This is a genomic window from Hespellia stercorisuis DSM 15480 (assembly GCF_900142165.1).
In the GTDB taxonomy this organism is placed as follows: domain Bacteria; phylum Bacillota; class Clostridia; order Lachnospirales; family Lachnospiraceae; genus Hespellia; species Hespellia stercorisuis.
On record NZ_FQZY01000030.1, the window covers coordinates 14927 to 36054 of the forward strand.

Consider the following 21128-nt stretch of genomic DNA (forward strand, 5'->3'; position numbering starts at 1 on the left):
AAGCATCGTGAGCGTGTGTATGCGCGCGTATAGGAAAAAACGCTAAAAGTTGTGCTTGTTGTTCCTGATTAATTTATGGAGGTCATTTATGCAAGAAAAATATATAGAACAAAAACTGGTAGCGACAGTAAAAAGCATGGGAGGTATTGCCCCGAAATTTGTGAGTCCTGGAATAGATGGAATGCCTGATCGGATTGTATTACTTCCCATGGGAAGAATTGCCTTTGTCGAATGTAAGGCGACAGGGAAAAAGATGCGACCTTTACAAAATAAAAGAAAGAAGCAATTAGAGGCATTAGGCTTTCTAGTCTATTGCCTTGATGATATAGAACAGATTGGAGGGATACTTAGTGAAATACAAGCCACATGAATACCAAAGCTATGCCACTGAATTCATTTTATCCCATCCCATATCGGCTGTATTTCTTGAAATGGGTTTAGGTAAAAGTGTGATTACCTTATCCGCCATCTTTGATTTGTGTTTGGATAGTTTCCTCGTTTGCAAGGTGTTAGTGATTGCGCCTTTAAGAGTAGCAAGAGATACATGGCCTGCCGAAATCAAAAAGTGGGATCATCTAAAAGGACTCTCTTATTCAGTGGCAGTGGGAACGGAAAAAGAAAGAATCGATGCCCTCAAGAAACAATCAACGCTATACATCATCAACCGTGAGAACGTAGATTGGCTGGTTCATAAAAGTGGTATTCCTTTTCATTTTGATATGGTGGTCATTGATGAGCTATCATCCTTTAAGTCTTATGGTGCAAAGCGGTTTAAGAGTCTACTTAAAGTAAGACCCTCTGTAAAAAGAATAGTCGGCCTTACCGGAACTCCCTCCAGTAATGGATTGATGGATTTATGGGCAGAATTTCGAATTCTTGATTTGGGTCAAAGGCTTGGACGCTACATTAGCCATTATCGAAATACCTATTTTAAGCCAGATAAGCGAAATGCTCAGATTATATTTTCTTATAAACCACTACCCGGTGCGGAAGAGGAAATCTACAAACAAATATCAGACATCACCATTTCTATGAAATCTACTGATTATCTCAAGATGCCTGAATATGTCAGCAATGAGGTGTTCGTTACTTTAAGTGATAAGGAGTGGAAGGTTTATTCGGAATTTAAGGAAGAAATGGTTGCTAACTTAGGTGATGAAGAAATTGATGCTGTTAATGCTGCAGTGCTTTCTGGAAAACTGCTACAGATGGCAAATGGTGCTGTATACGATAGCGGGAATAAGGCCCATATGATTCATGATAAAAAGCTAGATGCCTTGGAAGATTTAATTGAAGGAGCAAATGGGAAACCAGTTCTTGTTGCTTATTGGTATAAGCATGATTTAGAACGGATTAAAGAGCGATTTCCGGTAAGGCAAATTCAGTCATCAAAGGATATTGAGGATTGGAATGATGGCACGATACCCGTAGCTGTTATTCATCCAGCCAGTGCCGGTCATGGTCTTAATCTTCAAAGCGGTGGTTCAACGCTTATCTGGTTTGGTCTGACCTGGTCACTAGAGCTGTATCAACAAACCAATGCAAGACTTTATAGGCAGGGTCAAAGGGATACAGTTATTGTCCACCACATCATCACCAAAAACACCATCGATGAAGACGTGCTGCTTGCACTCACAAAAAAGGAGAAAACTCAAGATGCCTTGATTGATGCGGTAAAGGCGAATTTAGAGGTGATGCGATGACAGAACCTTATCAAAATTTAGCCAATGCCATTATTTTGATGGCTGTTAAGGATTATAGAGATGCCTTAAAGAAACTAAAGAAACGGCCTAGATATGGGCCTGCACATGATATAAAAAACGAGGTGGAGAGGTTCTTCCGCTCTGATTGGTATAGAGAACTTACCTCTGTTGATGGGAATGTCCTAATCAAAAAGCTACAAGCGGAGGTGAGCGAGTAATGAAAGCAAAAGAATATTTACATCAAGCCTACAGGCTAGATAAACGAATCCAATCCAACATTGAGGAAATGGAAAGGCTAAGGGAGCTATCGACCAGTGTTTCCTCCCCTAGTTGGGGTGAGAGAATACAAACCCAGCGGCATACCGATGCTTTGTTTGTCAGATACCTGGAGCGAATTGAAGAACTTCAAATCAAGATTAATGATGAGGTGGATCATCTTGTAGCACTTAAAGCAGAGATTCGAGATGTGATTAATAAAGTAACGGATATCGATGAACGCATGGTGTTACGTTACCGTTACGTTCATAACTTTACCTGGGAGCAAATCGGTGATGAGCTGAATGCTGATAAGAGTACCATTCGCAGATGGCATGGCAATGCCTTAAATCACGTTGTCGTACCTGAAAATCCAATTGTTATTCAAATGTTGAACAGCAATGAGCACTTTTGAGCAGAGATAAGCACCTCATCTTCATGTTACATTATAATCAGCAAGATAGAATACTTACCAAGCCTTGTGGGATGCGCCCTGCAGGGCTTTTTCTATGCCCAGAAAGCGAGGTGATATGATGCCAAGAAAACCAAAACGACCATGCAGTACACCAGGCTGTCCCAACTTAACCGATGGCCAGTACTGTGAAGAGCATCGAGTCGTTGAACGTAGACGCTATGATAAATACCAACGGTCAAAGGATATTAATAAAAAGTATGGTAGATCCTGGAAAAGAATCCGAGACCGGTATGCACAGGAACATCCCCTGTGTGAGATGTGTAAAGAGGACGGAAGACTAACTCCCACCGATGAAGTGCATCACATCCTCCCTGTTTCTCAAGGTGGTACACACGATAGAAACAATTTGATGTCCTTATGTAAATCCTGTCACAACAAGATTCATTTAGAACTCGGTGATAGACAGATTCGTAGGTGAGCCAAGGGGGAGGTCAAATCTCTAGACCTCTTATGGCGGACAACGGCCTGGGGCTTCGCGTGTAAAAATCAGAAATCAAAGGGGGTATTAAAGACTTTTAGAAAAGTGGGGTGAAAACATGGCGAAAGACGGTACAGCAAGAGGCGGTCAGCGTGTTGGTGCTGGAAGAAAATCAAAGGCTCTAACCGACAAAATTGCTGATGGCAGATTAAACGGGGTTCAAGTACTGCCGGAGCCAGCAGAAATGGAAGGCACGGATGTTCCTCCAGTAAAAGATTATTTAAAGGCGGCTCAGAAAAACGGTAAAGACCTCTGTGCAGAAGATATTTATATCGAAACTTACAAGTGGCTGAAAGATCGTAGCTGCGAAATGTTAGTAAACAACCAGCTAATCGAGCAGTATGCCATGAGTGTTTCTCGTTGGATTCAGTGCGAAGAGTGTATTTCAGAATATGGATTTCTTGCAAAGCATCCAACCACTTCAGCTGCCATCGCATCACCTTATGTTGCGATGAGCCGTGAATACATGAAACAGGTCAACCAGTGTTGGTATCAGATTTACCAAATTGTAAAGGAAAACTGCTCTGTGGAGTTTGGAGGCAGAAGTCCACAAGATGATTTGATGGAGCGGTTATTATCTGCTCGGAAAGGAAAATAAAATGAATAAATATAGAACGTGTGAAAGTGTATGTAAAGGTCATCCCGATAAATTATGTGACCTTATTTCAGATAGCATTTTAGATGCGTGTTTAAGAAAAGATAAATCCTCTCGTGTCGCTTGTGAGGTGATGGCAACCAAAGGACACATCATTGTTGCCGGTGAGATTACCTGCTCAAAGAGAATTGACATTAGAGGTGTTGTCCGCCGTGTTCTTACGGATGTGGGCTACAATCCTAGAAAGTTTTTAGTCTTTGTCTATGTCCATCAGCAAAGTAAAGATATCGCAGGTGGTGTGGATCAAGCCTTGGAATCTCGTGAGGGTGATACGTCATGGTATTCCATGTTAGGAGCGGGTGACCAAGGCACCGTTTATGGCTATGCCACCAATGAAACTAGTGAGAAACTACCTCTCCCCTTAGTCTTATCTCATGCCATTTGCGAAAAGCTGGATAAGGTGATGAAGAATGGCGTAATCAAAGACATTGGCCCAGATGGTAAGGCTCAAGTGACGGTGGAATATGAAGGTGACAAACCAAAACGAATTAAGACCATCGTTGTCTCCGTTCAACACAGTGCAGATAAAGATTTAGATGTTTTAAGAAATGAAGTCATTGCTCAGGTGCTGTGGCCAGTCTTTGAAAAATATCCATTTGACGATGAGACTGAGATCCTCATTAATCCTAGTGGACGATTTGTTGAAGGAGGACCAGCAGCTGATACCGGTCTTACGGGAAGAAAAATCATGGTTGATACCTATGGCGGACTCGCCGCTCATGGTGGCGGTGCATTTTCAGGAAAAGACCCGACAAAAGTTGACCGCAGTGGTGCCTATATGGCAAGGGCGATTGCAAAGAATATCGTTCGATGTGGCTTTGCTAAGCGATGTCAGGTAGCGATTTCCTATGCAATTGGAAAAGCAGATCCTGTTGCTCTTGAGATTGATACCTTTGGAACAGGGACGATTGAGGAAAGTATCCTTTGCCGTGCTGTGTTAGATGTATTCAATCTAAGACCTGCAGCCATTATCGAAAAGCTAAAACTGACGGATGTCATTTATGCAGATACAGCTACTTACGGCCATTTCAGATATGGCTTAAGCACGTGGGAATTTCTAGATTGCTATACAGAACTAAGGGAGGCGGTAAACAAATATGTTGATTGAAAAGAAGAACACAAAAGACCTCATCCCTGCAACATACAATCCTCGTAAAGATTTGAAACCAGGAGATGCAGAATACGATAAATTAAAACGATCCATTGAACAATTTGGTTATGTAGAGCCGGTTATCTGGAATAAGGTGACCGGCCATGTTGTTGGTGGGCATCAAAGACTGAAGGTTCTCATGGATATGGGCATCACAGAAGTTGAGTGTGTCATCATTGAAATGGACGAAGAAAAAGAAAAAGCACTCAACATCGCACTCAATAAAATAAGCGGTGATTGGGATAAGGATAAACTTGCCCTCTTGATTGCAGATTTACAAGGTGTAGATTTTGATGTTTCCCTAACTGGATTTGACCCTAAAGAACTGGATGACTTATTTAAAGACACACTGAAAGATGGTATCCACGATGATGACTTTGATGTGGAGGAAGAATTAAAAAAGCCAGCAATCAGTAAGCTTGGTGACATATGGACCCTTGGTAGACACCGACTTATATGTGGTGACTCCACCAAGAAAGAAACCTATGATTTACTCATGAATAAAAAGAAGGCTAACTTGTGTTTAACAGACCCTCCCTACAATGTAAACTATGAAGGAACTGCTGGGAAAATCAAAAATGATCATATGGCAAATGATGCCTTCTATCAGTTCCTCTTAGATGCCTTTATCAATATCGAAGAAGCACTGGCAGACGATGCTTCTATCTATGTATTCCATGCCGACACCGAAGGGTTTAATTTTAGAAAAGCCTTCTCGGATGCCGGTTTTTACTTGTCCGGCTGTTGTATATGGAAAAAGGACTCCCTTGTACTGGGGCGTTCTCCGTATCAATGGCAGCACGAACCTGTGCTGTTTGGCTGGAAGAAGAAAGGCAAGCATCAGTGGTATACAGGTAGGAAAGAAACCACCATCTGGGAATTTGATAAGCCAAAGAGAAACGGTGACCATCCTACGATGAAGCCTATTCCTCTTCTCGCCTATCCAATTTTGAACTCCTCTATGAGTAACACCATTGTGCTTGACCCATTTGGCGGAAGTGGTAGTACCCTAATTGCCTGTGAGCAATCAGAGCGCATTTGCTACACGACAGAACTAGATGAGAAGTTTTGCGATGTCATTATTAAACGCTACATTGAACAGGTTGGGACTTCCAAAGAAGTCAGTGTTCAAAGAGACGGGCTTAGCTATGGTTTTGATGAATTGGATTTAGCTGCAGATGAGTAGTCGGCGCTGTTTGGTTTACACAATTAGAGGGAAATACTTAGGGCTTCTTTCTACACCAAATAATCGAGAAAAAGCTTGCTATATCAGTGCTTTAGAGTGATATATGTACATACCAAAACAAAGGAGGTTTTGTACATGGTCATTAAATATAACCTAACAGGAGCAGACCGAAAAAGGCTAATTACAGCACTGAGCAAGATTACAGGTGTAAAAGCAAAGTATCTAGGAATGCCTAGCATGGCTTATGAGGTGGGAGATTTTATCATCGACAAGGATGGAACACTTGAACTGACTGGCAAGGCAGATAGCGAAGAAATCGAAAGTGTGGCCGAGCATTTATTAAGTGAGGGCTTTACCCCAATGGAAGAAACTAAGGGCACAGAGGCCGCACAAACGGCGGACAGCGGAATGTTTGGTCTTTGTATCTCCATGCCAAGAAACAGCTTTACTGATACAGCATTAGAAAACGTAAAAGCAATCATTCAGGTAAAAGGCGAACTGATTCGTCATGCTTTGCGGCTAGACGATTTACCGATTAAGATTTCAAAAGAGGAAGTCTCATTTCCTTGGTTTGAAGAAATGCCTTCACCAGAAGAGGTACAAGCGTATACCCACTTTATTTCAGCTCTTTGTGAGATGGCAAGGAATCAAAAACGCATCATGGCAAAAGAAAAGGAAACTCCGAATGAGAAATATACATTCCGATGCTTTTTACTGCGCCTTGGCTTTATCGGAAAAGAATATAAGGAAGAACGGAAAATACTGCTTAGAAACCTAACAGGTTCATCGGCATTTAAAGGAGGAGCTAAAAATGATGATAATCAGTAAGGAAAGACTACATCATCTTCGTGAAACGTATCCTGTTGGATGCCGTGTAGAACTTTTAAGGATGGATGACATTCAAGCACCAGTTATTGGAACAAAAGGAACAGTAATAGGCGTAGATGATATCGGTTCAATCATGGTGTCTTGGGACACAGGGTCTAGTTTATCCGTTGTTTATGAAGAAGACCTTTGCAGGAGGATTGATGATGACAGATAAGATAAAGGAGCAGATTCTTGCCATTCGAGATACCGGTGAAACCAATATGTTTGATGTGCGAAAAGTACAGGAAATCGCTCTGAGGGAAGGATATGACGAGCTACTTGTTTACCTTGCAGATAACGTGGGGGCCTATTCCAGATTCATTCTGACAGGCAAGGAGGAATAAAACCGTGTGGAAAGAAGGTAGCATTAAAGTTCATGACAGCATCATCCATTATTGGGTAAAGTGCTATGAGAAAAGTTCGGAATTTGGCATTGACAAGGGGCGCATCTCAAAGCTGATGCTTAAGCGCAAAGAAGAGATTATTGCAAATTATGACCGAGGCTGGGACATTGAACCTGTGGATGAGGATACAGAAATTGCGCTTGCAATCTTATTATTAGAACACAACTAAATAGCAACAGAGGACAGTGCCAACATTGGCTCTGTTTCTCGTATAGAAAGAGTAATAAGGCTTGCTTGATGCGGGTCTATTTTTATGCTCATTTTGAAGAGGGGTGACCGCAATCAGAAAACTTAAGAAATATAAACCGACTCCTTTTATGGCAAAGGACTCTATTTACGATAAAGATGCTGCAGATTATGCGGTCAACTTTATTGAATGCTTAAGTCACACCAAAGGGAAATGGTCTGGAAAGCCATTTGAACTGATTGATTGGCAAGAACAAATTATCAGAGATCTCTTTGGAACACTGAAACCAGATGGTTATCGGCAGTTTAATACAGCCTATATTGAGATTCCTAAGAAAATGGGGAAATCTGAATTAGCGGCAGCTGTCGCATTACTGCTTACTTGTGGTGATGGCGAAGAAAGAGCCGAGGTTTATGGATGCGCTGCAGACAGGCAACAGGCATCCATTGTTTTTGAGGTGGCTGCTGATATGGTACGTATGAGTCCGGCTCTAAGTAAACGAGTCAAAATCTTATCGGCAACAAAACGAATCGTTTTTCAACCGACTAATAGTTTTTATCAAGTGCTTTCAGCAGAGGCCTATTCAAAGCATGGCTTTAATATTCATGGTGTTGTTTTTGATGAGTTGCATACGCAGCCCAACAGAAAACTCTTTGATGTCATGACCAAAGGTTCTGGTGATGCCAGAACACAGCCCCTATATTTTCTTATCACCACGGCAGGATCTGATACAAAATCAATCTGCTATGAAACCCATCAGAAAGCCAAAGACCTCATGGAGAAAAGAAAAATTGACCCTACTTTTTATCCGGTTATTTATGGAGCAGATGAGTCCGATGATTGGACAGATCCGAAGGTGTGGAAAAAAGCTAATCCAAGCCTTGGCATAACGGTAGGGATTGATAAGGTAAAAGCCGCTTGTGAATCAGCCAAGCAAAACCCTGCAGAAGAGAATGCCTTTAGACAGTTACGACTTAATCAGTGGGTCAAACAGGCGGTTCGCTGGATGCCGATGGACAGGTGGGATAAATGTGCCTTTGCCGTAAATGAAGAGGATTTACTTGGAAGGGTATGCTATGGCGGACTAGACCTTTCTAGCTCCATTGATATTACTGCCTTTGTATTGGTGTTTCCTCCCCTAGATGAGGATGATAAATACATCATTCTTCCCTACTTTTGGCTGCCAGAAGAAACTCTAAGTGCCAGGGTCAACCGTGACCATGTTCCCTATGATGTCTGGGAAAAGCAGGATCACCTTAAAACAACCGAAGGAAATGTAGTTCATTACGGTTTTATTGAGAAGTTTATTGAAGAACTTGGCGAAAAGTACAATATTCGTGAGATTGCCTTTGACCGTTGGGGAGCCGTACAAATGGTTCAAAACCTAGAAGGCATGGGTTTTACTGTTGTCCCCTTTGGTCAAGGATTTAAGGATATGAGTCCACCGACTAAGGAACTGATGAAACTAACGCTAGAAGAAAAGGTTGCTCATGGTGGGCATCCTGTACTTCGTTGGATGATGGATAACATTTTTGTTCGAACAGACCCGGCAGGCAACATCAAGCCGGACAAGGAAAAATCATCAGAAAAGATTGATGGTGCAGTGGCAACGATTATGGCTCTTGATCGAGCGATTCGTTGTGGCAATGATACGAGTGCTTCGGTTTATGACAACCGAGGCATTCTCTTTATATGAGGGAGGTGATTGGTTTTGGGATTTTTATCATCCATTTTTAAGGCGAGAGATAAGCCTACTGATAGAGCGGTGAGTTCCAACTATACCTTTTTAATGGGTTCAAGCACAGCAGGTAAAACAGTGACCGAGCGGTCGGCACTTCAAATGACGGCCGTATACTCTTGTGTTCGAATATTAGCTGAAGCAGTAGCAGGGCTTCCTCTGCATCTTTATTGTTATACAGAAGATGGTGGCAAGGAAAAAGCAATTGACCATTCCTTGTATCGACTTTTGCATGATGAACCGAATCCTGAGATGAGTTCTTTTGTGTTTAGAGAAACACTGATGACTCATCTTTTATTATGGGGGAATTGTTATGCGCAGATTATTCGCAATGGCAAAGGTGAAGTTGTAGGACTCTACCCCTTGATGCCAAATCGGATGTCAGTTCATCGAGATGAGAGTGGGCAGCTCTATTACTTATATACCAGAGGTGCAGATGATGTGAACAGTACGAAGGGTATGACAGTAAAACTTAGTACCTCCGATGTACTTCATATTCCCGGACTCGGGTTTGATGGACTGGTTGGCTACTCCCCGATTGCGATGGCTAAAAATGCGATTGGTCTAGCCATTGCAACAGAGGAATATGGAGCCAAGTTCTTTGCTAACGGTGCTGCTCCAAGTGGTGTGTTGGAGCATCCGGGAACGATTAAAGAACCTGGGAAAGTCAGAGAGGCTTGGCAGTCACAATTTGGTGGCAGTGCCAATTCCAATAAAATAGCCGTGCTTGAAGAAGGAATGAAATATACACCGATTTCCATTTCACCAGAACAAGCACAATTCCTTGAAACAAGGAAGTTTCAAATCAATGAAATTGCTCGGATTTTTAGAGTCCCTCCTCACATGGTAGGCGACCTTGAGAAGTCGAGCTTTTCTAATATTGAGCAACAATCCCTTGAGTTTGTGAAATACACCTTAGACCCGTGGGTAGTGCGTTGGGAGCAAACCCTAGCCCGCACCCTTTTTACACCGGAAGAAAAGAAAAAATACTTCTTTAGATTCAATGTAGAAGGTCTGCTTAGAGGGGATTATGTTAGTCGCATGAGCGGGTATGCCACAGCAAGGCAGAACGGTTGGATGAGTGCAAATGATATTAGGGAACTTGAAAACCTAGACCGTATCCCTTCAGAGGATGGCGGTGACATGTACCTTGTCAACGGCAATATGCTCCCTCTTACAAAGGCAGGTGCATTCGCAAATACAAACGAGGATGGAAAGGAGGAAGACTTGGATGAAGAATAAGATATTTTGGCGATGGAAGAACCAAGCAAGCGAACAAGAAGAACGAGTTCTTGAGCTTTATGGAACAATCGCTGAAGAAAGCTGGTTTGATGACGATGTGACCCCGCAGATGTTTAGAAATGAACTCTTTAGCGGAAAAGGACCCATCACCTTATGGATTAACTCACCGGGTGGAGATTGCATTGCCGCAAGTCAGATTTATACCATGTTGATGGATTACCCAGATGAGGTAACCGTCAAGATTGATGGGATAGCAGCATCTGCCGCCTCTGTCATTGCCATGGCAGGAACAAAGGTACTAATGGCTCCGACAGCACTCATGATGATTCATAACCCAGCAACCATCACGATGGGTGATCATGAAGACATGAAACGAGCGATTGAGATGTTAGATGAGGTGAAAGAAAGCATTATTAATGCCTATGAGATTAAGACTGGAGTATCTCGCATCAAACTATCTCATCTGATGGATGCTGAAACCTGGATGAATGCCAACAAAGCCATAGAACTTGGCTTTGCAGACGATGTGCTAAAGGATGAGAAACAATCCGAACCCACTTTTTCTGCCTATGCGTTTTCTAGAAAAGCAGTGGCTACGAATCTGCTAAATAAAATTGCAGAAAAGACAATACCAATCAAGGCAGAGGAATCTGCCAAACCCCAAGGGCGCTCAATTGATGAACTCAAGGAGCGTCTTTTAATTATCAAAAAATATATGTAAATGGAGGAATTTTACTATGACGATTACAGAAATGCGTAACAAGCGCAAAAAGCTTATTGAAACGATGGACGGGTTTTTGGACACTCATAAAACCAAGAATGGCACATTGTCCGGAGAAGATGATAAAACCTACAAAACCATGGAAGATGAGATCACTGAACTCACGAATGAAATCCATCGCATGGAAAGACGTGAAGCAATCGAGGCTGAACTTGAAAAACCTGTCAGCAAGCCAATCATTGAAAATCCGATGAATGGTCGAATGGATAACAGTGAAATTAAAACTGGCCGAGCAGCTGATTCTTATAAGACAGCAATGCTTTCAGCTCTTCGTTCAAACTTCCGTAATGTATCCAATGTCCTGCAAGAAGGTGTTGATGCTGATGGTGGATATCTGGTTCCAGAAGAGTATGACACGAGACTGATTGATGGGCTGAAAGACGAAAATATCATCCGTAAGTTAGGACATACCATTACGACATCTGGTGAGCGAAAAATCAATATAGCGGCCACAAAACCTGCGGCTGCATGGATTGATGAGGGTGAGGCACTGACCTTTAGCGATGCAACCTTCTCTCAAATTAATCTGGATGCTCACAAACTTCATGTAGCTGTAAAGGTTACCGAGGAACTGCTCTATGACAATGCCTTCCAACTGGAGAACTACATCATTGAGGAGTTTTATAAGGCACTGGCCAATGCCGAAGAAGATGCCTTTATTAATGGTAATGGTACAGGAAAACCACTGGGTATTCTGGCTGCAAGTGGTGGAGCTGAAGTCGGTGTGACTGCAGCATCCGCGACGGCTATTACTGCTGACGAAGTGATTAACCTTGTGTATTCCTTGAAGCGTCCTTATCGTAAAAATGCCGTGTTCATTTTAAATGACCAGACCATAGCGGCACTTAGAAAACTAAAGGACGGTAACGGAGCCTATATGTGGCAAGCAGCTCTTGTTGCAGGTGAACCAGATAAACTACTTGGCTATCCTGTTTATACATCTGCTTATATGCCTACCATTGAGGCAGGTGCTAAGACCATTATCTTTGGCGATTTGTCTTACTACAACATTGGAGATCGTGGTTCTCGTTCCTTTGCAGAACTTCGTGAGCTGTTTGCAGGTAATGGCATGGTCGGTTTTGTAGCTAAAGAACGTGTGGATGGCAAGTTAGTACTACCTGAAGCAATCAAGGTTCTTCAGCAGAAAGCCTAACGGAGGTGCGATATGGATTACAACACAAAAAACTACACCGAACAAGGCGGAGATAAAACCGTCATCGCAGGAACGTTAGAGATTAAGGAGGGAGCAACCGTGACAGGTCTCCCTTCTTCTTTTACTCCTGCAGAAAACCAAGCACCTAGTGTGGCAGAAGATATTACGAGTTTAGTTGCTGATTTTAATGCATTGCTTTCAAAGCTAAAAACAGCCGGACTCATAGAAGCTGATTAAAAAGAGAAAGGATGGTAGCGGTATGACACTGATTCAAAAGGTAAAGGCAAATTTGATTTTGGAGCATGAAGCTGATGACGAACTCTTAGAGATGTTCATCGCCGCTGCTGTCAGTTATGCCGAGAGTTATCAGCATGTACCAGAAAAGTACTACACCGATCACCCCATGCCACCGACTACTGAGCAAGCCATTATTGTGCTTTCTTCTCATTTTTATGAAAGCAGAGATGGCAGTACAGGTGGCTTTTTTGCAGATAATGTGCAAGCCGGTCAGCAGGTGTGGAATATGGTCAACCTGCTATTAAGGCTTGATCGGGATTGGAAGGTGTAAAAATTGAAGGCGAGGTACTGGTTGTGAGTTTCGGAAAAATGAATGGATTTGCTGACATTAAGGAAATCACAAAAACAAAAGACAGTGAAGGATTTGCGACAACATCAGAAACCGTGATTGCTTCGATTCGAGTCTACCGGGAAGGGCGTCATGGTAGTGAGCGCTGGGCTAACCTGGCTACTTTTTCAGAGGCTACCGATTTATTCAGGTTTCGTGCCATTCCAGAAGTTGAGGTTACGACAGAACACTTTATTGAATGTGATGGAGAACGTTTTGATATTACCTCGGTAGAAAACGTAAAAGGTCGAGGTATGTATACAGAAGTTTTGGCAAAGAAGGTGGTGAGTAGTATTGGCAAAAGTTGATATTAAGATGCCCGATGATTTTTTGCTCAAGATTTCAAAGCTTGGATCTGACTTTGACCCTGTTGCCAAAAAGGTGCTAAAAGCAGGTGGCGAAGTCGTTTTCAAACGAACGAAGAGTAATCTTTCTGCTGTAATCGGTAAAGGTACAAAGCATGAATCACGATCAACGGGTGAATTAGAAAAGGCACTCGGTGTCACTTCAGTCAGGCTAGATAGGAACGGAAACCACAATATAAAAATTGGATTTTCTGAACCAAGGCCTGATGGTGAGAGTAACGCAAAAATAGCAAACATCCTTGAGTATGGCAAACACGGTCAACCTGCAAAGCCTTTTTTGAAACCCGCTAAAAGTGCATCAAAGTCTGAGTGTATCTCAGTAATGAAAAGCACTTTTGAAGAGGAGGTCAAAAAGATATGAGCATTCTAGCAGACTTACAAGTCGCTTTAGAATCACTGGATGTTCCAATAGAAACAGGCGTGTTCTCGGATGCTGCGCCGTCAAAGTACATGGTGATTGTTCCGATGAGCGATAGCTTTGACCTTCATTCGGATAATCTACCATGCATCGATGTTCAAGAGGCACGGATTTCAATTTATAGCAAAGGCAGTTATACAGCGTTAAAAAATCAAGTGGTGCAGTTATTGTTGGATTCCAGTTTCACCATAACCGCACGGAGCTACATCGGCTTTGAAGATGATACGGGCTATTACCACTACAACGTGGATGTAGCCAAACATTATGAAATAGGAGGTAATTAAAAATGGCAACAATTGGTCTGGATAAACTTTATTATGCGACCATCACAGATGATGAAAATGGCGAAGAAATCTATGGCACACCCACTCAGCTGGCAAAAGCAATCTCAGCAGAGTTATCTGTTGAACTGGCAGAGGCAACTCTCTATGCAGATGATGGTGCGGCAGAAATCGTTAAAGAATTTAAAAATGGCACTATCTCTCTTGGAGTGGATGATATTGGCTCGACTACTGCAGCCGCCTTAACCGGAGTCACGGTTGATAAGAACAACGTTGTGGTTTCTAACAGTGAAGATGGCGGGGATCCCGTGGCTGTTGGTTTTAGAGCAAAGAAATCCAATGGCAAGTATAAATACTACTGGCTCTACCGAGTGAAATTCGGTATTCCTGCGACAAACCTTGCTACAAAGGGTGACAGTATTACATTTTCAACACCAACAATTGAAGGTACGGTTCTCCGAAGAAACAAGCCGGATACAAGCGGTAAACATCCGTGGAAAGCGGAAGTGACCGAAGGCGATAAGGATGTACCGGCATCGGTTATCAGCAGTTGGTATGCAGAAGTCTATGAACCGGATTACACAGTATAAGGAGGGATAATTCATGGATAACGAACGAACAGCAAGCATTAGTATTGGTGGCGATGAATATGTGCTACTACTTACTACAAAGGCAACAAAGGAAATTGCAGGACGATATGGTGGTCTTGAAAACTTAGGCGATAAGCTAATGAAGTCTGAGAATGTCGAGATGGCACTTTCGGAGATTGTGTGGCTGATTACCTTACTGGCCAATCAAAGTACCCTAGTCTATAACATCAAGCACAAGGATGCACCGAAGGAATTACTGACAGAAGATGAGGTAGAAATTCTCACAAGCCCGATTGATTTGGCAGAGTACAAAGAGGCAATTATGAATGCCCTTTACAAGGGTGCAAAAAGAAATGTACTCAGTGAGGAAAGCCAAAAAAACGCAGTAGCCCCGTAAGTGACGAAGAGTTATTTACGAGGCTTTTATATTACGGCATCAGCGCATTACATCTGACCATGGATGAATTTTGGCTGATGCCGTTTGGTTTGCTACTAGACTTGTGGGAGTGTCACAAACAGTATCAGGGGCTGGCAAAACCAAAAAGAGAGATATTTATTGATGACATCATCCCTGATGGAATCTGACAAAGGAGGTGGAAAGCATGGCAGATAATTTTGGTTTGAAGATTGGTCTTGAAGGCGAGAAAGAATTTAAGAAGGCATTAACAGATATCAATCGCTCCTTTAAAGTACTTGGCTCTGAAATGAAACTGGTAGCTTCAGAATTTGATAAAAACGATAAGTCTGTCCAGGCTCTTTCCGCCAGAAATTCAGTCCTCAATAAAGAGATTGAAACCCAAAAAAGCAAAATTGATACCTTGAGGTCGGCTCTTGAAAATGCAGCTACTTCCTTTGGAGAAACCGATAGAAGAACGCAAAATTGGCAGATTCAGCTAAATAACGCAGAGGCTGCACTCAACAATATGGAGCGAGAGTTAAGTAGCAATAATGCTGCTCTTGAAGAAGCTAACTCCAATTATGATGATGCTGAAGATGCTCTCGATGACATGAACCGTGAAATGAACGATGTCACCGACAGTGCAGATGATATGGGAAAAGAGATTGATGAGGCGGCTGACTCTGCTGAAAAGTCTGAATCTAAGTTCAAAGGCTTAGGTACAACTCTAAAATCTATCGGCATTGCGATGGGAGCAGTTGCTGTTGCAGCAGGTGCGGCGGCTGTCAAACTTGGTAAAGAAGTCATTTCCGCTTATGCAGATTACGAACAATTAGTCGGTGGTGTGGATACGCTTTTTAAAGAAAACTCTCAGCAGTTACAAGACTATGCATCGAATGCCTATAAGACGGCAGGTCTTTCTGCCAATGACTACATGGAAACGGTCACTTCGTTTTCTGCAAGCCTTATTTCTTCTCTTGGAGGAGATACTGAAAAAGCCGTTAAATATGCGGATATGGCGATTACTGATATGTCTGATAATGCCAACAAAATGGGTACAGACATGGAGTCCATTCAAAATGCCTATCAGGGTTTTGCCAAGCAAAATTACACCATGCTAGACAACCTAAAACTTGGATATGGTGGTACAAAAAGTGAAATGGAGCGACTCCTTGCTGATGCCGAGGCCATCTCTGGTATTGAGTATGATGTTTCTTCTTATGCCGATGTAGTTTCTGCCATCCATGTCATTCAAGAAAGCATGGGCATTGCTGGTACGACTGCTCTTGAGGCAGAGGAGACTATTTCAGGGTCCTTGAATGCTTTTGAATCTGCTTTACAGAATCTTTTAGTTGGTTTTGGAAATGCCGATGCAGATATGGAACAACTCAGTAAAAACATGGTGGATGCCTTTCAGTCGGTGGTAAAAAACATTACTCCAGTGATTGAAAATATCGTAAAGGCCCTGCCCATAGCAATTGAAGCATTATTGGATGCGGTTTCCGATTTGTTACCGACATTGCTTGTTACGGTGACCGATTTGTTTACTCAGGTACTAAACGCACTGATGAACCTACTACCTACCTTAATACCGGTAGCAGTTGATTCCATTCTCACGATTGTGAATGCGTTGATTGAAAACTTACCACTGCTAGTGGATGCGGCCGTTCAGTTAATTGCAGCTTTAGTGGATGGTCTTGGGCAGGCTCTCCCAGAACTTATTCCTGCGGCAGTTAATGCAATTACTACGATTGTGCAAGGTTTGGTGGATAATCTACCCATGCTGCTCGACGCAGCACTGCAGTTAATACTTGGTTTGGCTCAGGGGCTTCTCGAGGCGATCCCGCAACTAATTGAGGCTCTCCCTACGATTATTTTGGCAATCGTTGATTTTATTATAAGCGCAATTCCTCAGATTATAGATGCAGGTATTCAGCTATTAACATCGCTGGTTACAGCCTTGCCTGAAATTATTACGGCTATTGTAGAGGCGATTCCACAGATTATTGATGGAATATTAAATGGGATTTTAAATTCGATTCCACAACTCATACAAGCGGGTGTCGACTTACTTGTTGCACTGATTCAAAATCTACCGACCATTATTACCACCATTGTGGCGGCAATCCCTCAAATCATTTCAAGTATCGTAAATGCCTTAATTGGAAACATCGACAAGATCATTATGGCAGGGGTTCAGCTATTTGTAGCACTCATTCAGAATTTACCAACCATTGTGGTAGAGATCGTAAAAGCAGTGCCTCAGATTATTGGCGGCATCGTCAGAGCATTTACAAACTCCATGGGTTCCATCGTGACGGTGGGTGGCAACATTGTAAAAGGGTTATGGCAGGGTATTCAATCTCTTGCTTCTTGGTTATGGAATAAAGTCAGTGGTTGGATTAGTGGCATTTGGACTGGCATCAAGGATTTCTTCGGTATCAAATCACCATCGAAACAGATGGGGTGGGTTGGTGAAATGCTTGTAAAAGGTCTTGCAGGTTCTATCCAAGATAACGGTGATGAAGCTGTGAAAGCGGCTGAAATGATGAGCGAGGATATCAACGATGTGATGACCAGTCTTGCCAGCGATATGAGTACATCCTTGCCTACAGACTTTTCAGTGGATACTTCTGTAGGCGGCGTGATTTCAAATGCAGCGACCTCTTCCCTAGGTGGTGTCAGTGGGTCGCTAGTTACTGTACAGCAGATGATTGTACGAAGTGAAGATGATATCAGAAGGGTATCTCAGGAACTTTATAACTTAATTCAGACAGGCTCTCGTGCTCAGGGCCGGTTTTCTACAACATAAGGAGGTGTGCCGATGGGTTTTTCATATGACGATATTTCTTCAAAAAGCATGGGACTAAAAGCCAGGCTCACTTCCTGGCAGGTTTGTGGAGGAATGCGTAATTTTACCACCACCGTACCTGGAAAGTATGGTGTGACAGACTTTGGGGCTGATTTTGATTACCGAGAAATCAATTTAGCTTGTAATATCTATCCTAAGCATAGCTTTTCTGCACTGGTGACTACCCTTGATAATATTTCTACTTGGCTTGATCCAATGCAAGGGTTGAGACAGCTTGTTTTTGATGATGTACCCGACAGGTATTTCATGGCAAGGCTGAATGAAAAAGTGGATTGTGAACGACTCATTCGTTTTGCAGGAAGTTTTAACTTAAAATTTTTCTGTCCTGACCCTTTTGCTTATGCCATTACGGATGAAAATTATTTAATAGAAAGCGAAGGAAGTCACACGATTTTAAGACAGACCGGTAATGTTGAATCCAATCCTATGTATCGCTTGAAGGGAATCATCACATCGGGTGTGAACAATTCTATTTCTGTTACAACCAATGGCTTGGAAATGAAAATAGTGAATGCTGTACTTTTGGCAGAAGAAACACTTGTCATTAATACAGATAAGATGACGGCTTATGTGGAAGACGAAAACGGGATAATCTTAAGAAACGCTTTGCCTTACCTAGAGGAGATTGATTTTCCAAGTCTTCATGTGGGCACGAATACCCTAGCAATAACAACGAATAATGCTGTGTTTACAGCACTTGAAATAAAGGCTCGCAGTAGATGGAGGTGATCCAGTGGCACTAAAAACAATATTAAATAAACAGACAGATTTTACGGGAGAGTTCCCAGTCGAATATGCAAAATCTGGACTGTGGCGATTTAATGATGTATCAGTTGATGAATATGGCTATCTTGCAGACTCTTCTGGGCTAGATAGAAAAATAGAGCTTGTCAATTATCTAGGAACAACTGCGAGCCTTCTAAGTGGCCAAAAAGGGAGACAGATCCGAATCAACATCAACAATCCCGCTACAGAAAAAACCTACCTTAAAGTGGCCAATGATGGTACTTTCTTTTCGGAGATGGGAGAGCGAATCCTTGTTGGCGGTTGGATGATACCGACTACTTATTCGGTGGGAAATACCTATTGCCCCGTATTAAATACGCGCTATGGTCCTGGTCAGCCTATCTTTTACCTGTCGCTCTTTGCAGGCAGACCTAGAATCATGCTTTATAACGCTAGTGGTTCTCTTATACTCGACCAAACAACCACACCGCCTTTTTCACTCATCAATGGTGGTGTGTATTTTATTTGCACGGTCATAGAACCAAACAATAAAAATGCATGGATTGTACTGGGAGATAAGACGAGCGGAACAAGCTGGGTGTCACCGACTTATTCCTTTACAGGCACACTAAATCCTTCTTGCACGGCCGACATCATTATGGGCATGCATGCAGATGCCTATTGGTATGCAGGAAGATTTGATGACTGGTTTTTTGATATGGATTCAAGTCTTTCAACGGATGATTTGATTGATTATTTCAATGGGTCTCTTTTGACTAACGGTGGTGATATGGGCGGTGCTGTTGATGCCCTTAGCGTACCGGGAGTCGTGAGTTTAAGGGAAACAGAAGGTGTCTATCCAACGGAAGGAACACTATATACGGCTCCGGCAACGTGCAATCTATCTGGTACAGGTCGGGTCTCCGTTACCAGTGAATATATTTCTGGGGTAACTGCAGTTGAGCCGATAGAAACCTCAACAAGCGATGACCTTGTTCATTGGAGTGATTGGGCAGCCATAGCACTTGATGGAAAACTGGTATCTCCGAATAAGGCATACATTCGTTTTAGGGTCACACTTACTACTGTAGATACGAGTAAGACCCCTCGAATCATTGATATCAGACTTTACGACATTCCAAAGTCACCTTATGAGAGGATTGGTTTCGCAAGACCTGTCGTATTGGATTCAAATGGAGCCTGGGAGGCTGTGTTAGAAAATGCTTATAACATTGTAGTAACCAGTGAAATCAATGGCGAGGATACGCTCTCCTTTATGATCCCCTACCGTGATAACAAGAGGGGATTTATTGATAGTGAAAAGAAAATCCAGATTGTTAATGACATCTATAAAGTAAGGACTTTGACGGATACAAAAGATAGCGAAGGAAATCTAGCGACTGAAGTGTATGCTGAAGCAGAGTTTTACGACCTGACTTTTTCAGTGCGAAAAGAAGAACATAAATTTGATGCAGAAACTGCTGAAGTGTCCATGGCATATGCGTTAGAAGGAACAGAGTGGAGTGTAGGCACAGTCAATGTTCGAACCAAAAGAACCTGGACGAGTACAGAAAAGAATGCACTATCCATCCTTCGCACGGTTGCGGACTTACATGGTGGAGACCTTGTCTTTGATTGCCCCAATCGGCTGGTCCATCTCTTAACGGTCTATGGTACGGATAGCGGTGCATTGTTTGCTTATAAGAAAAATATGAAGAGCATTAAAAGAGTCGTTGATACCAGAAGTCTTGTGACAAGGCTCTATGCCATTGGTAGCGAGGGTCTTACTTTTGCAGACATCAATGGAGGAAAGGCATATGTGGAGGACTATACGTATTCGTCTGATATTCGAATATCAACGCTTGATTGTTCTTCCTTTACCAATCCCTATCAGATGAAAGAATATACCGAGATGAGGCTTGCTCAGTATTCAAAACCAAACATCTCTTATGTTTTAAACGCAATGGATTTATCGGTGTTAACGGGTTATGAGCATGAAGCATGGTCGCTTGGCGATTATGTTCATGTAGAAGATAAAGATTTAGGACTGTCGGTGACAACTCGTGTTATACGAAGAGAATACAACTTACAAGAACCATGGAATACAGTATTAGAACTATCTACTACCCTTAAAAATCTGGGTAGTTCTGCAAGCCAGTGGGACAATGTAGCAGATTCTCTTGAAGGCACAAGTATGGTTACAAATAATGATATTCGTGAAATGGTGCCATTTAATTTGCTGCGAAATTCTCGTGCTGATGATGGGATGGCTTACTGGGTTAATTCAGGCTTTGAAGTAGATGGCGATAACGGTGTAAGTGGTACGACATCATTTAAGGCAATGGGTGTAGCCAATATGACAAAGAGCATGGCTCAGACCATCTATCCAGCGAATCGTTCTAGCTACACACTCTCGGCACAAATCGCATCTGAAAACCTTGAAAAGCTGAGTAGCGACTCACAGGTTGGTATTGAAGTGGTTATTGAATACGAAGATGGAACGACAGAAACAAGATTTATTGATTTGTATTAAGGAGGTGGATTGGTGGCTTATTTTTCAAGAACATCAGAAAAGATACC

26 protein-coding genes are annotated in these 21128 nt (G+C 42.4%); all 26 read left to right on the forward strand.

Annotated features, from left to right (window positions below):
- The first annotated feature begins 88 nt into the window (after nucleotides 1–88).
- A complete protein-coding gene (locus BUB85_RS11040) occupies nucleotides 89–370 on the forward strand; it encodes a VRR-NUC domain-containing protein (protein WP_073110220.1) in 282 nt (93 codons plus the stop codon).
- Nucleotides 351–1703, forward strand: coding sequence for a DEAD/DEAH box helicase (locus BUB85_RS11045; RefSeq protein ID WP_073110223.1), 1353 nt, complete (start codon nucleotides 351–353; stop codon nucleotides 1701–1703). Before BUB85_RS11040 ends, BUB85_RS11045 begins: the two co-directional genes overlap by 20 nt.
- Nucleotides 1700–1921 carry a hypothetical protein gene (locus BUB85_RS11050; RefSeq protein WP_073110226.1) on the forward strand — a complete coding sequence of 74 codons (222 nt, stop codon included), beginning with the start codon at nucleotides 1700–1702 and terminating at the stop codon, nucleotides 1919–1921. Before BUB85_RS11045 ends, BUB85_RS11050 begins: the two co-directional genes overlap by 4 nt.
- On the forward strand, nucleotides 1921–2373 hold the full coding sequence (locus tag BUB85_RS11055) for a DUF1492 domain-containing protein (protein ID WP_018659555.1): 453 nt from the start codon (nucleotides 1921–1923) through the stop codon (nucleotides 2371–2373). Before BUB85_RS11050 ends, BUB85_RS11055 begins: the two co-directional genes overlap by 1 nt.
- Nucleotides 2374–2491: 118 nt before the next feature.
- Nucleotides 2492–2851: an HNH endonuclease signature motif containing protein gene (locus BUB85_RS22435; protein ID WP_073110316.1), complete on the forward strand. Its 360-nt coding sequence runs from the start codon at nucleotides 2492–2494 to the stop codon at nucleotides 2849–2851.
- A 118-nt stretch (nucleotides 2852–2969) separates the two neighbouring features.
- Nucleotides 2970–3509 carry a P27 family phage terminase small subunit gene (locus BUB85_RS11065; protein ID WP_073110229.1) on the forward strand — a complete coding sequence of 180 codons (540 nt, stop codon included), beginning with the start codon at nucleotides 2970–2972 and terminating at the stop codon, nucleotides 3507–3509.
- 1 nt (nucleotide 3510) lies between these two features.
- Nucleotides 3511–4674, forward strand: coding sequence for a methionine adenosyltransferase (metK, locus tag BUB85_RS11070; RefSeq protein WP_073110319.1), 1164 nt, complete (start codon nucleotides 3511–3513; stop codon nucleotides 4672–4674).
- On the forward strand, nucleotides 4664–5902 hold the full coding sequence (locus tag BUB85_RS11075) for a site-specific DNA-methyltransferase (RefSeq protein ID WP_073110232.1): 1239 nt from the start codon (nucleotides 4664–4666) through the stop codon (nucleotides 5900–5902). The genes metK and BUB85_RS11075 overlap by 11 nt, the downstream gene beginning before the upstream one ends.
- A 135-nt stretch (nucleotides 5903–6037) precedes the next feature.
- Nucleotides 6038–6730 carry a virulence protein gene (locus BUB85_RS11080; RefSeq protein WP_073110235.1) on the forward strand — a complete coding sequence of 231 codons (693 nt, stop codon included), beginning with the start codon at nucleotides 6038–6040 and terminating at the stop codon, nucleotides 6728–6730.
- Complete coding sequence (locus tag BUB85_RS11085) at nucleotides 6714–6944, forward strand: DUF4314 domain-containing protein (RefSeq protein ID WP_073110238.1); 231 nt, start codon at nucleotides 6714–6716, stop codon at nucleotides 6942–6944. Before BUB85_RS11080 ends, BUB85_RS11085 begins: the two co-directional genes overlap by 17 nt.
- Nucleotides 6931–7113, forward strand: coding sequence for a DUF5049 domain-containing protein (locus BUB85_RS11090; RefSeq protein WP_456298567.1), 183 nt, complete (start codon nucleotides 6931–6933; stop codon nucleotides 7111–7113). Before BUB85_RS11085 ends, BUB85_RS11090 begins: the two co-directional genes overlap by 14 nt.
- A gap of 4 nt (nucleotides 7114–7117) precedes the next feature.
- Nucleotides 7118–7342 (forward strand): DUF7678 domain-containing protein, encoded by a 225-nt coding sequence (locus tag BUB85_RS11095; RefSeq protein WP_073110244.1) that lies wholly within the window; start codon nucleotides 7118–7120, stop codon nucleotides 7340–7342.
- A 148-nt stretch (nucleotides 7343–7490) separates the two neighbouring features.
- On the forward strand, nucleotides 7491–9056 hold the full coding sequence (locus BUB85_RS11100) for a terminase large subunit (RefSeq protein WP_073110322.1): 1566 nt from the start codon (nucleotides 7491–7493) through the stop codon (nucleotides 9054–9056).
- Nucleotides 9057–9071: 15 nt separating this feature from the next.
- Nucleotides 9072–10340, forward strand: coding sequence for a phage portal protein (locus BUB85_RS11105; protein ID WP_073110247.1), 1269 nt, complete (start codon nucleotides 9072–9074; stop codon nucleotides 10338–10340).
- Nucleotides 10330–11061, forward strand: coding sequence for a head maturation protease, ClpP-related (locus BUB85_RS11110; protein WP_073110251.1), 732 nt, complete (start codon nucleotides 10330–10332; stop codon nucleotides 11059–11061). The genes BUB85_RS11105 and BUB85_RS11110 overlap by 11 nt, the downstream gene beginning before the upstream one ends.
- Before the next feature lie 16 nt (nucleotides 11062–11077).
- On the forward strand, nucleotides 11078–12274 hold the full coding sequence (locus tag BUB85_RS11115) for a phage major capsid protein (protein WP_073110255.1): 1197 nt from the start codon (nucleotides 11078–11080) through the stop codon (nucleotides 12272–12274).
- A gap of 12 nt (nucleotides 12275–12286) precedes the next feature.
- Nucleotides 12287–12511 (forward strand): Head fiber protein, encoded by a 225-nt coding sequence (locus BUB85_RS11120; RefSeq protein ID WP_067425072.1) that lies wholly within the window; start codon nucleotides 12287–12289, stop codon nucleotides 12509–12511.
- A 22-nt stretch (nucleotides 12512–12533) separates the two neighbouring features.
- Nucleotides 12534–12842, forward strand: a complete 309-nt coding sequence (locus BUB85_RS11125; RefSeq protein WP_073110259.1) for a head-tail connector protein — start codon at nucleotides 12534–12536, stop codon at nucleotides 12840–12842.
- Complete coding sequence (locus BUB85_RS11130) at nucleotides 12830–13207, forward strand: head-tail adaptor protein (protein WP_456298568.1); 378 nt, start codon at nucleotides 12830–12832, stop codon at nucleotides 13205–13207. Before BUB85_RS11125 ends, BUB85_RS11130 begins: the two co-directional genes overlap by 13 nt.
- A complete protein-coding gene (locus BUB85_RS11135; RefSeq protein ID WP_073110262.1) occupies nucleotides 13194–13625 on the forward strand; it encodes an HK97-gp10 family putative phage morphogenesis protein in 432 nt (143 codons plus the stop codon). Before BUB85_RS11130 ends, BUB85_RS11135 begins: the two co-directional genes overlap by 14 nt.
- Nucleotides 13622–13966 carry a hypothetical protein gene (locus BUB85_RS11140; RefSeq protein WP_073110265.1) on the forward strand — a complete coding sequence of 115 codons (345 nt, stop codon included), beginning with the start codon at nucleotides 13622–13624 and terminating at the stop codon, nucleotides 13964–13966. The genes BUB85_RS11135 and BUB85_RS11140 overlap by 4 nt, the downstream gene beginning before the upstream one ends.
- 2 nt (nucleotides 13967–13968) lie before the next feature.
- On the forward strand, nucleotides 13969–14553 hold the full coding sequence (locus BUB85_RS11145) for a major tail protein (RefSeq protein ID WP_073110268.1): 585 nt from the start codon (nucleotides 13969–13971) through the stop codon (nucleotides 14551–14553).
- A 13-nt stretch (nucleotides 14554–14566) separates the two neighbouring features.
- Nucleotides 14567–14950, forward strand: a complete 384-nt coding sequence (locus tag BUB85_RS11150) for a hypothetical protein (RefSeq protein ID WP_046391891.1) — start codon at nucleotides 14567–14569, stop codon at nucleotides 14948–14950.
- Between the two features lie 205 nt (nucleotides 14951–15155).
- Nucleotides 15156–17762 carry a phage tail protein gene (locus BUB85_RS11155; protein ID WP_073110271.1) on the forward strand — a complete coding sequence of 869 codons (2607 nt, stop codon included), beginning with the start codon at nucleotides 15156–15158 and terminating at the stop codon, nucleotides 17760–17762.
- Nucleotides 17763–17774: 12 nt separating this feature from the next.
- On the forward strand, nucleotides 17775–18551 hold the full coding sequence (locus BUB85_RS11160; protein ID WP_073110274.1) for a distal tail protein Dit: 777 nt from the start codon (nucleotides 17775–17777) through the stop codon (nucleotides 18549–18551).
- Between the two features lie 4 nt (nucleotides 18552–18555).
- The gene (locus BUB85_RS11165) at nucleotides 18556–21081 is read left to right on the forward strand and encodes a phage tail spike protein (RefSeq protein ID WP_073110277.1); all 2526 of its coding nucleotides are present in this window, start codon (nucleotides 18556–18558) and stop codon (nucleotides 21079–21081) included.
- Nucleotides 21082–21128 lie beyond the last annotated feature (47 nt).

Coding starts and splice junctions, on each gene's coding strand:
- BUB85_RS11080 (WP_073110235.1), top strand. CDS start 6,038: ATGGTCATTAAATATAACCTAACAGGAGCAGACCGAAAAAGGCTAATT.
- BUB85_RS11150 (WP_046391891.1), top strand. CDS start 14,567: ATGGATAACGAACGAACAGCAAGCATTAGTATTGGTGGCGATGAATAT.
- BUB85_RS22435 (WP_073110316.1), top strand. CDS start 2,492: ATGCCAAGAAAACCAAAACGACCATGCAGTACACCAGGCTGTCCCAAC.
- BUB85_RS11065 (WP_073110229.1), top strand. CDS start 2,970: ATGGCGAAAGACGGTACAGCAAGAGGCGGTCAGCGTGTTGGTGCTGGA.
- BUB85_RS11040 (WP_073110220.1), top strand. CDS start 89: ATGCAAGAAAAATATATAGAACAAAAACTGGTAGCGACAGTAAAAAGC.
- BUB85_RS11110 (WP_073110251.1), top strand. CDS start 10,330: ATGAAGAATAAGATATTTTGGCGATGGAAGAACCAAGCAAGCGAACAA.
- BUB85_RS11100 (WP_073110322.1), top strand. CDS start 7,491: ATGGCAAAGGACTCTATTTACGATAAAGATGCTGCAGATTATGCGGTC.
- BUB85_RS11085 (WP_073110238.1), top strand. CDS start 6,714: ATGATGATAATCAGTAAGGAAAGACTACATCATCTTCGTGAAACGTAT.
- BUB85_RS11115 (WP_073110255.1), top strand. CDS start 11,078: ATGACGATTACAGAAATGCGTAACAAGCGCAAAAAGCTTATTGAAACG.
- BUB85_RS11055 (WP_018659555.1), top strand. CDS start 1,921: ATGAAAGCAAAAGAATATTTACATCAAGCCTACAGGCTAGATAAACGA.
- metK (WP_073110319.1), top strand. CDS start 3,511: ATGAATAAATATAGAACGTGTGAAAGTGTATGTAAAGGTCATCCCGAT.
- BUB85_RS11140 (WP_073110265.1), top strand. CDS start 13,622: ATGAGCATTCTAGCAGACTTACAAGTCGCTTTAGAATCACTGGATGTT.
- BUB85_RS11120 (WP_067425072.1), top strand. CDS start 12,287: ATGGATTACAACACAAAAAACTACACCGAACAAGGCGGAGATAAAACC.
- BUB85_RS11050 (WP_073110226.1), top strand. CDS start 1,700: ATGACAGAACCTTATCAAAATTTAGCCAATGCCATTATTTTGATGGCT.
- BUB85_RS11145 (WP_073110268.1), top strand. CDS start 13,969: ATGGCAACAATTGGTCTGGATAAACTTTATTATGCGACCATCACAGAT.
- BUB85_RS11125 (WP_073110259.1), top strand. CDS start 12,534: ATGACACTGATTCAAAAGGTAAAGGCAAATTTGATTTTGGAGCATGAA.
- BUB85_RS11160 (WP_073110274.1), top strand. CDS start 17,775: ATGGGTTTTTCATATGACGATATTTCTTCAAAAAGCATGGGACTAAAA.
- BUB85_RS11090 (WP_456298567.1), top strand. CDS start 6,931: ATGATGACAGATAAGATAAAGGAGCAGATTCTTGCCATTCGAGATACC.
- BUB85_RS11075 (WP_073110232.1), top strand. CDS start 4,664: ATGTTGATTGAAAAGAAGAACACAAAAGACCTCATCCCTGCAACATAC.
- BUB85_RS11155 (WP_073110271.1), top strand. CDS start 15,156: ATGGCAGATAATTTTGGTTTGAAGATTGGTCTTGAAGGCGAGAAAGAA.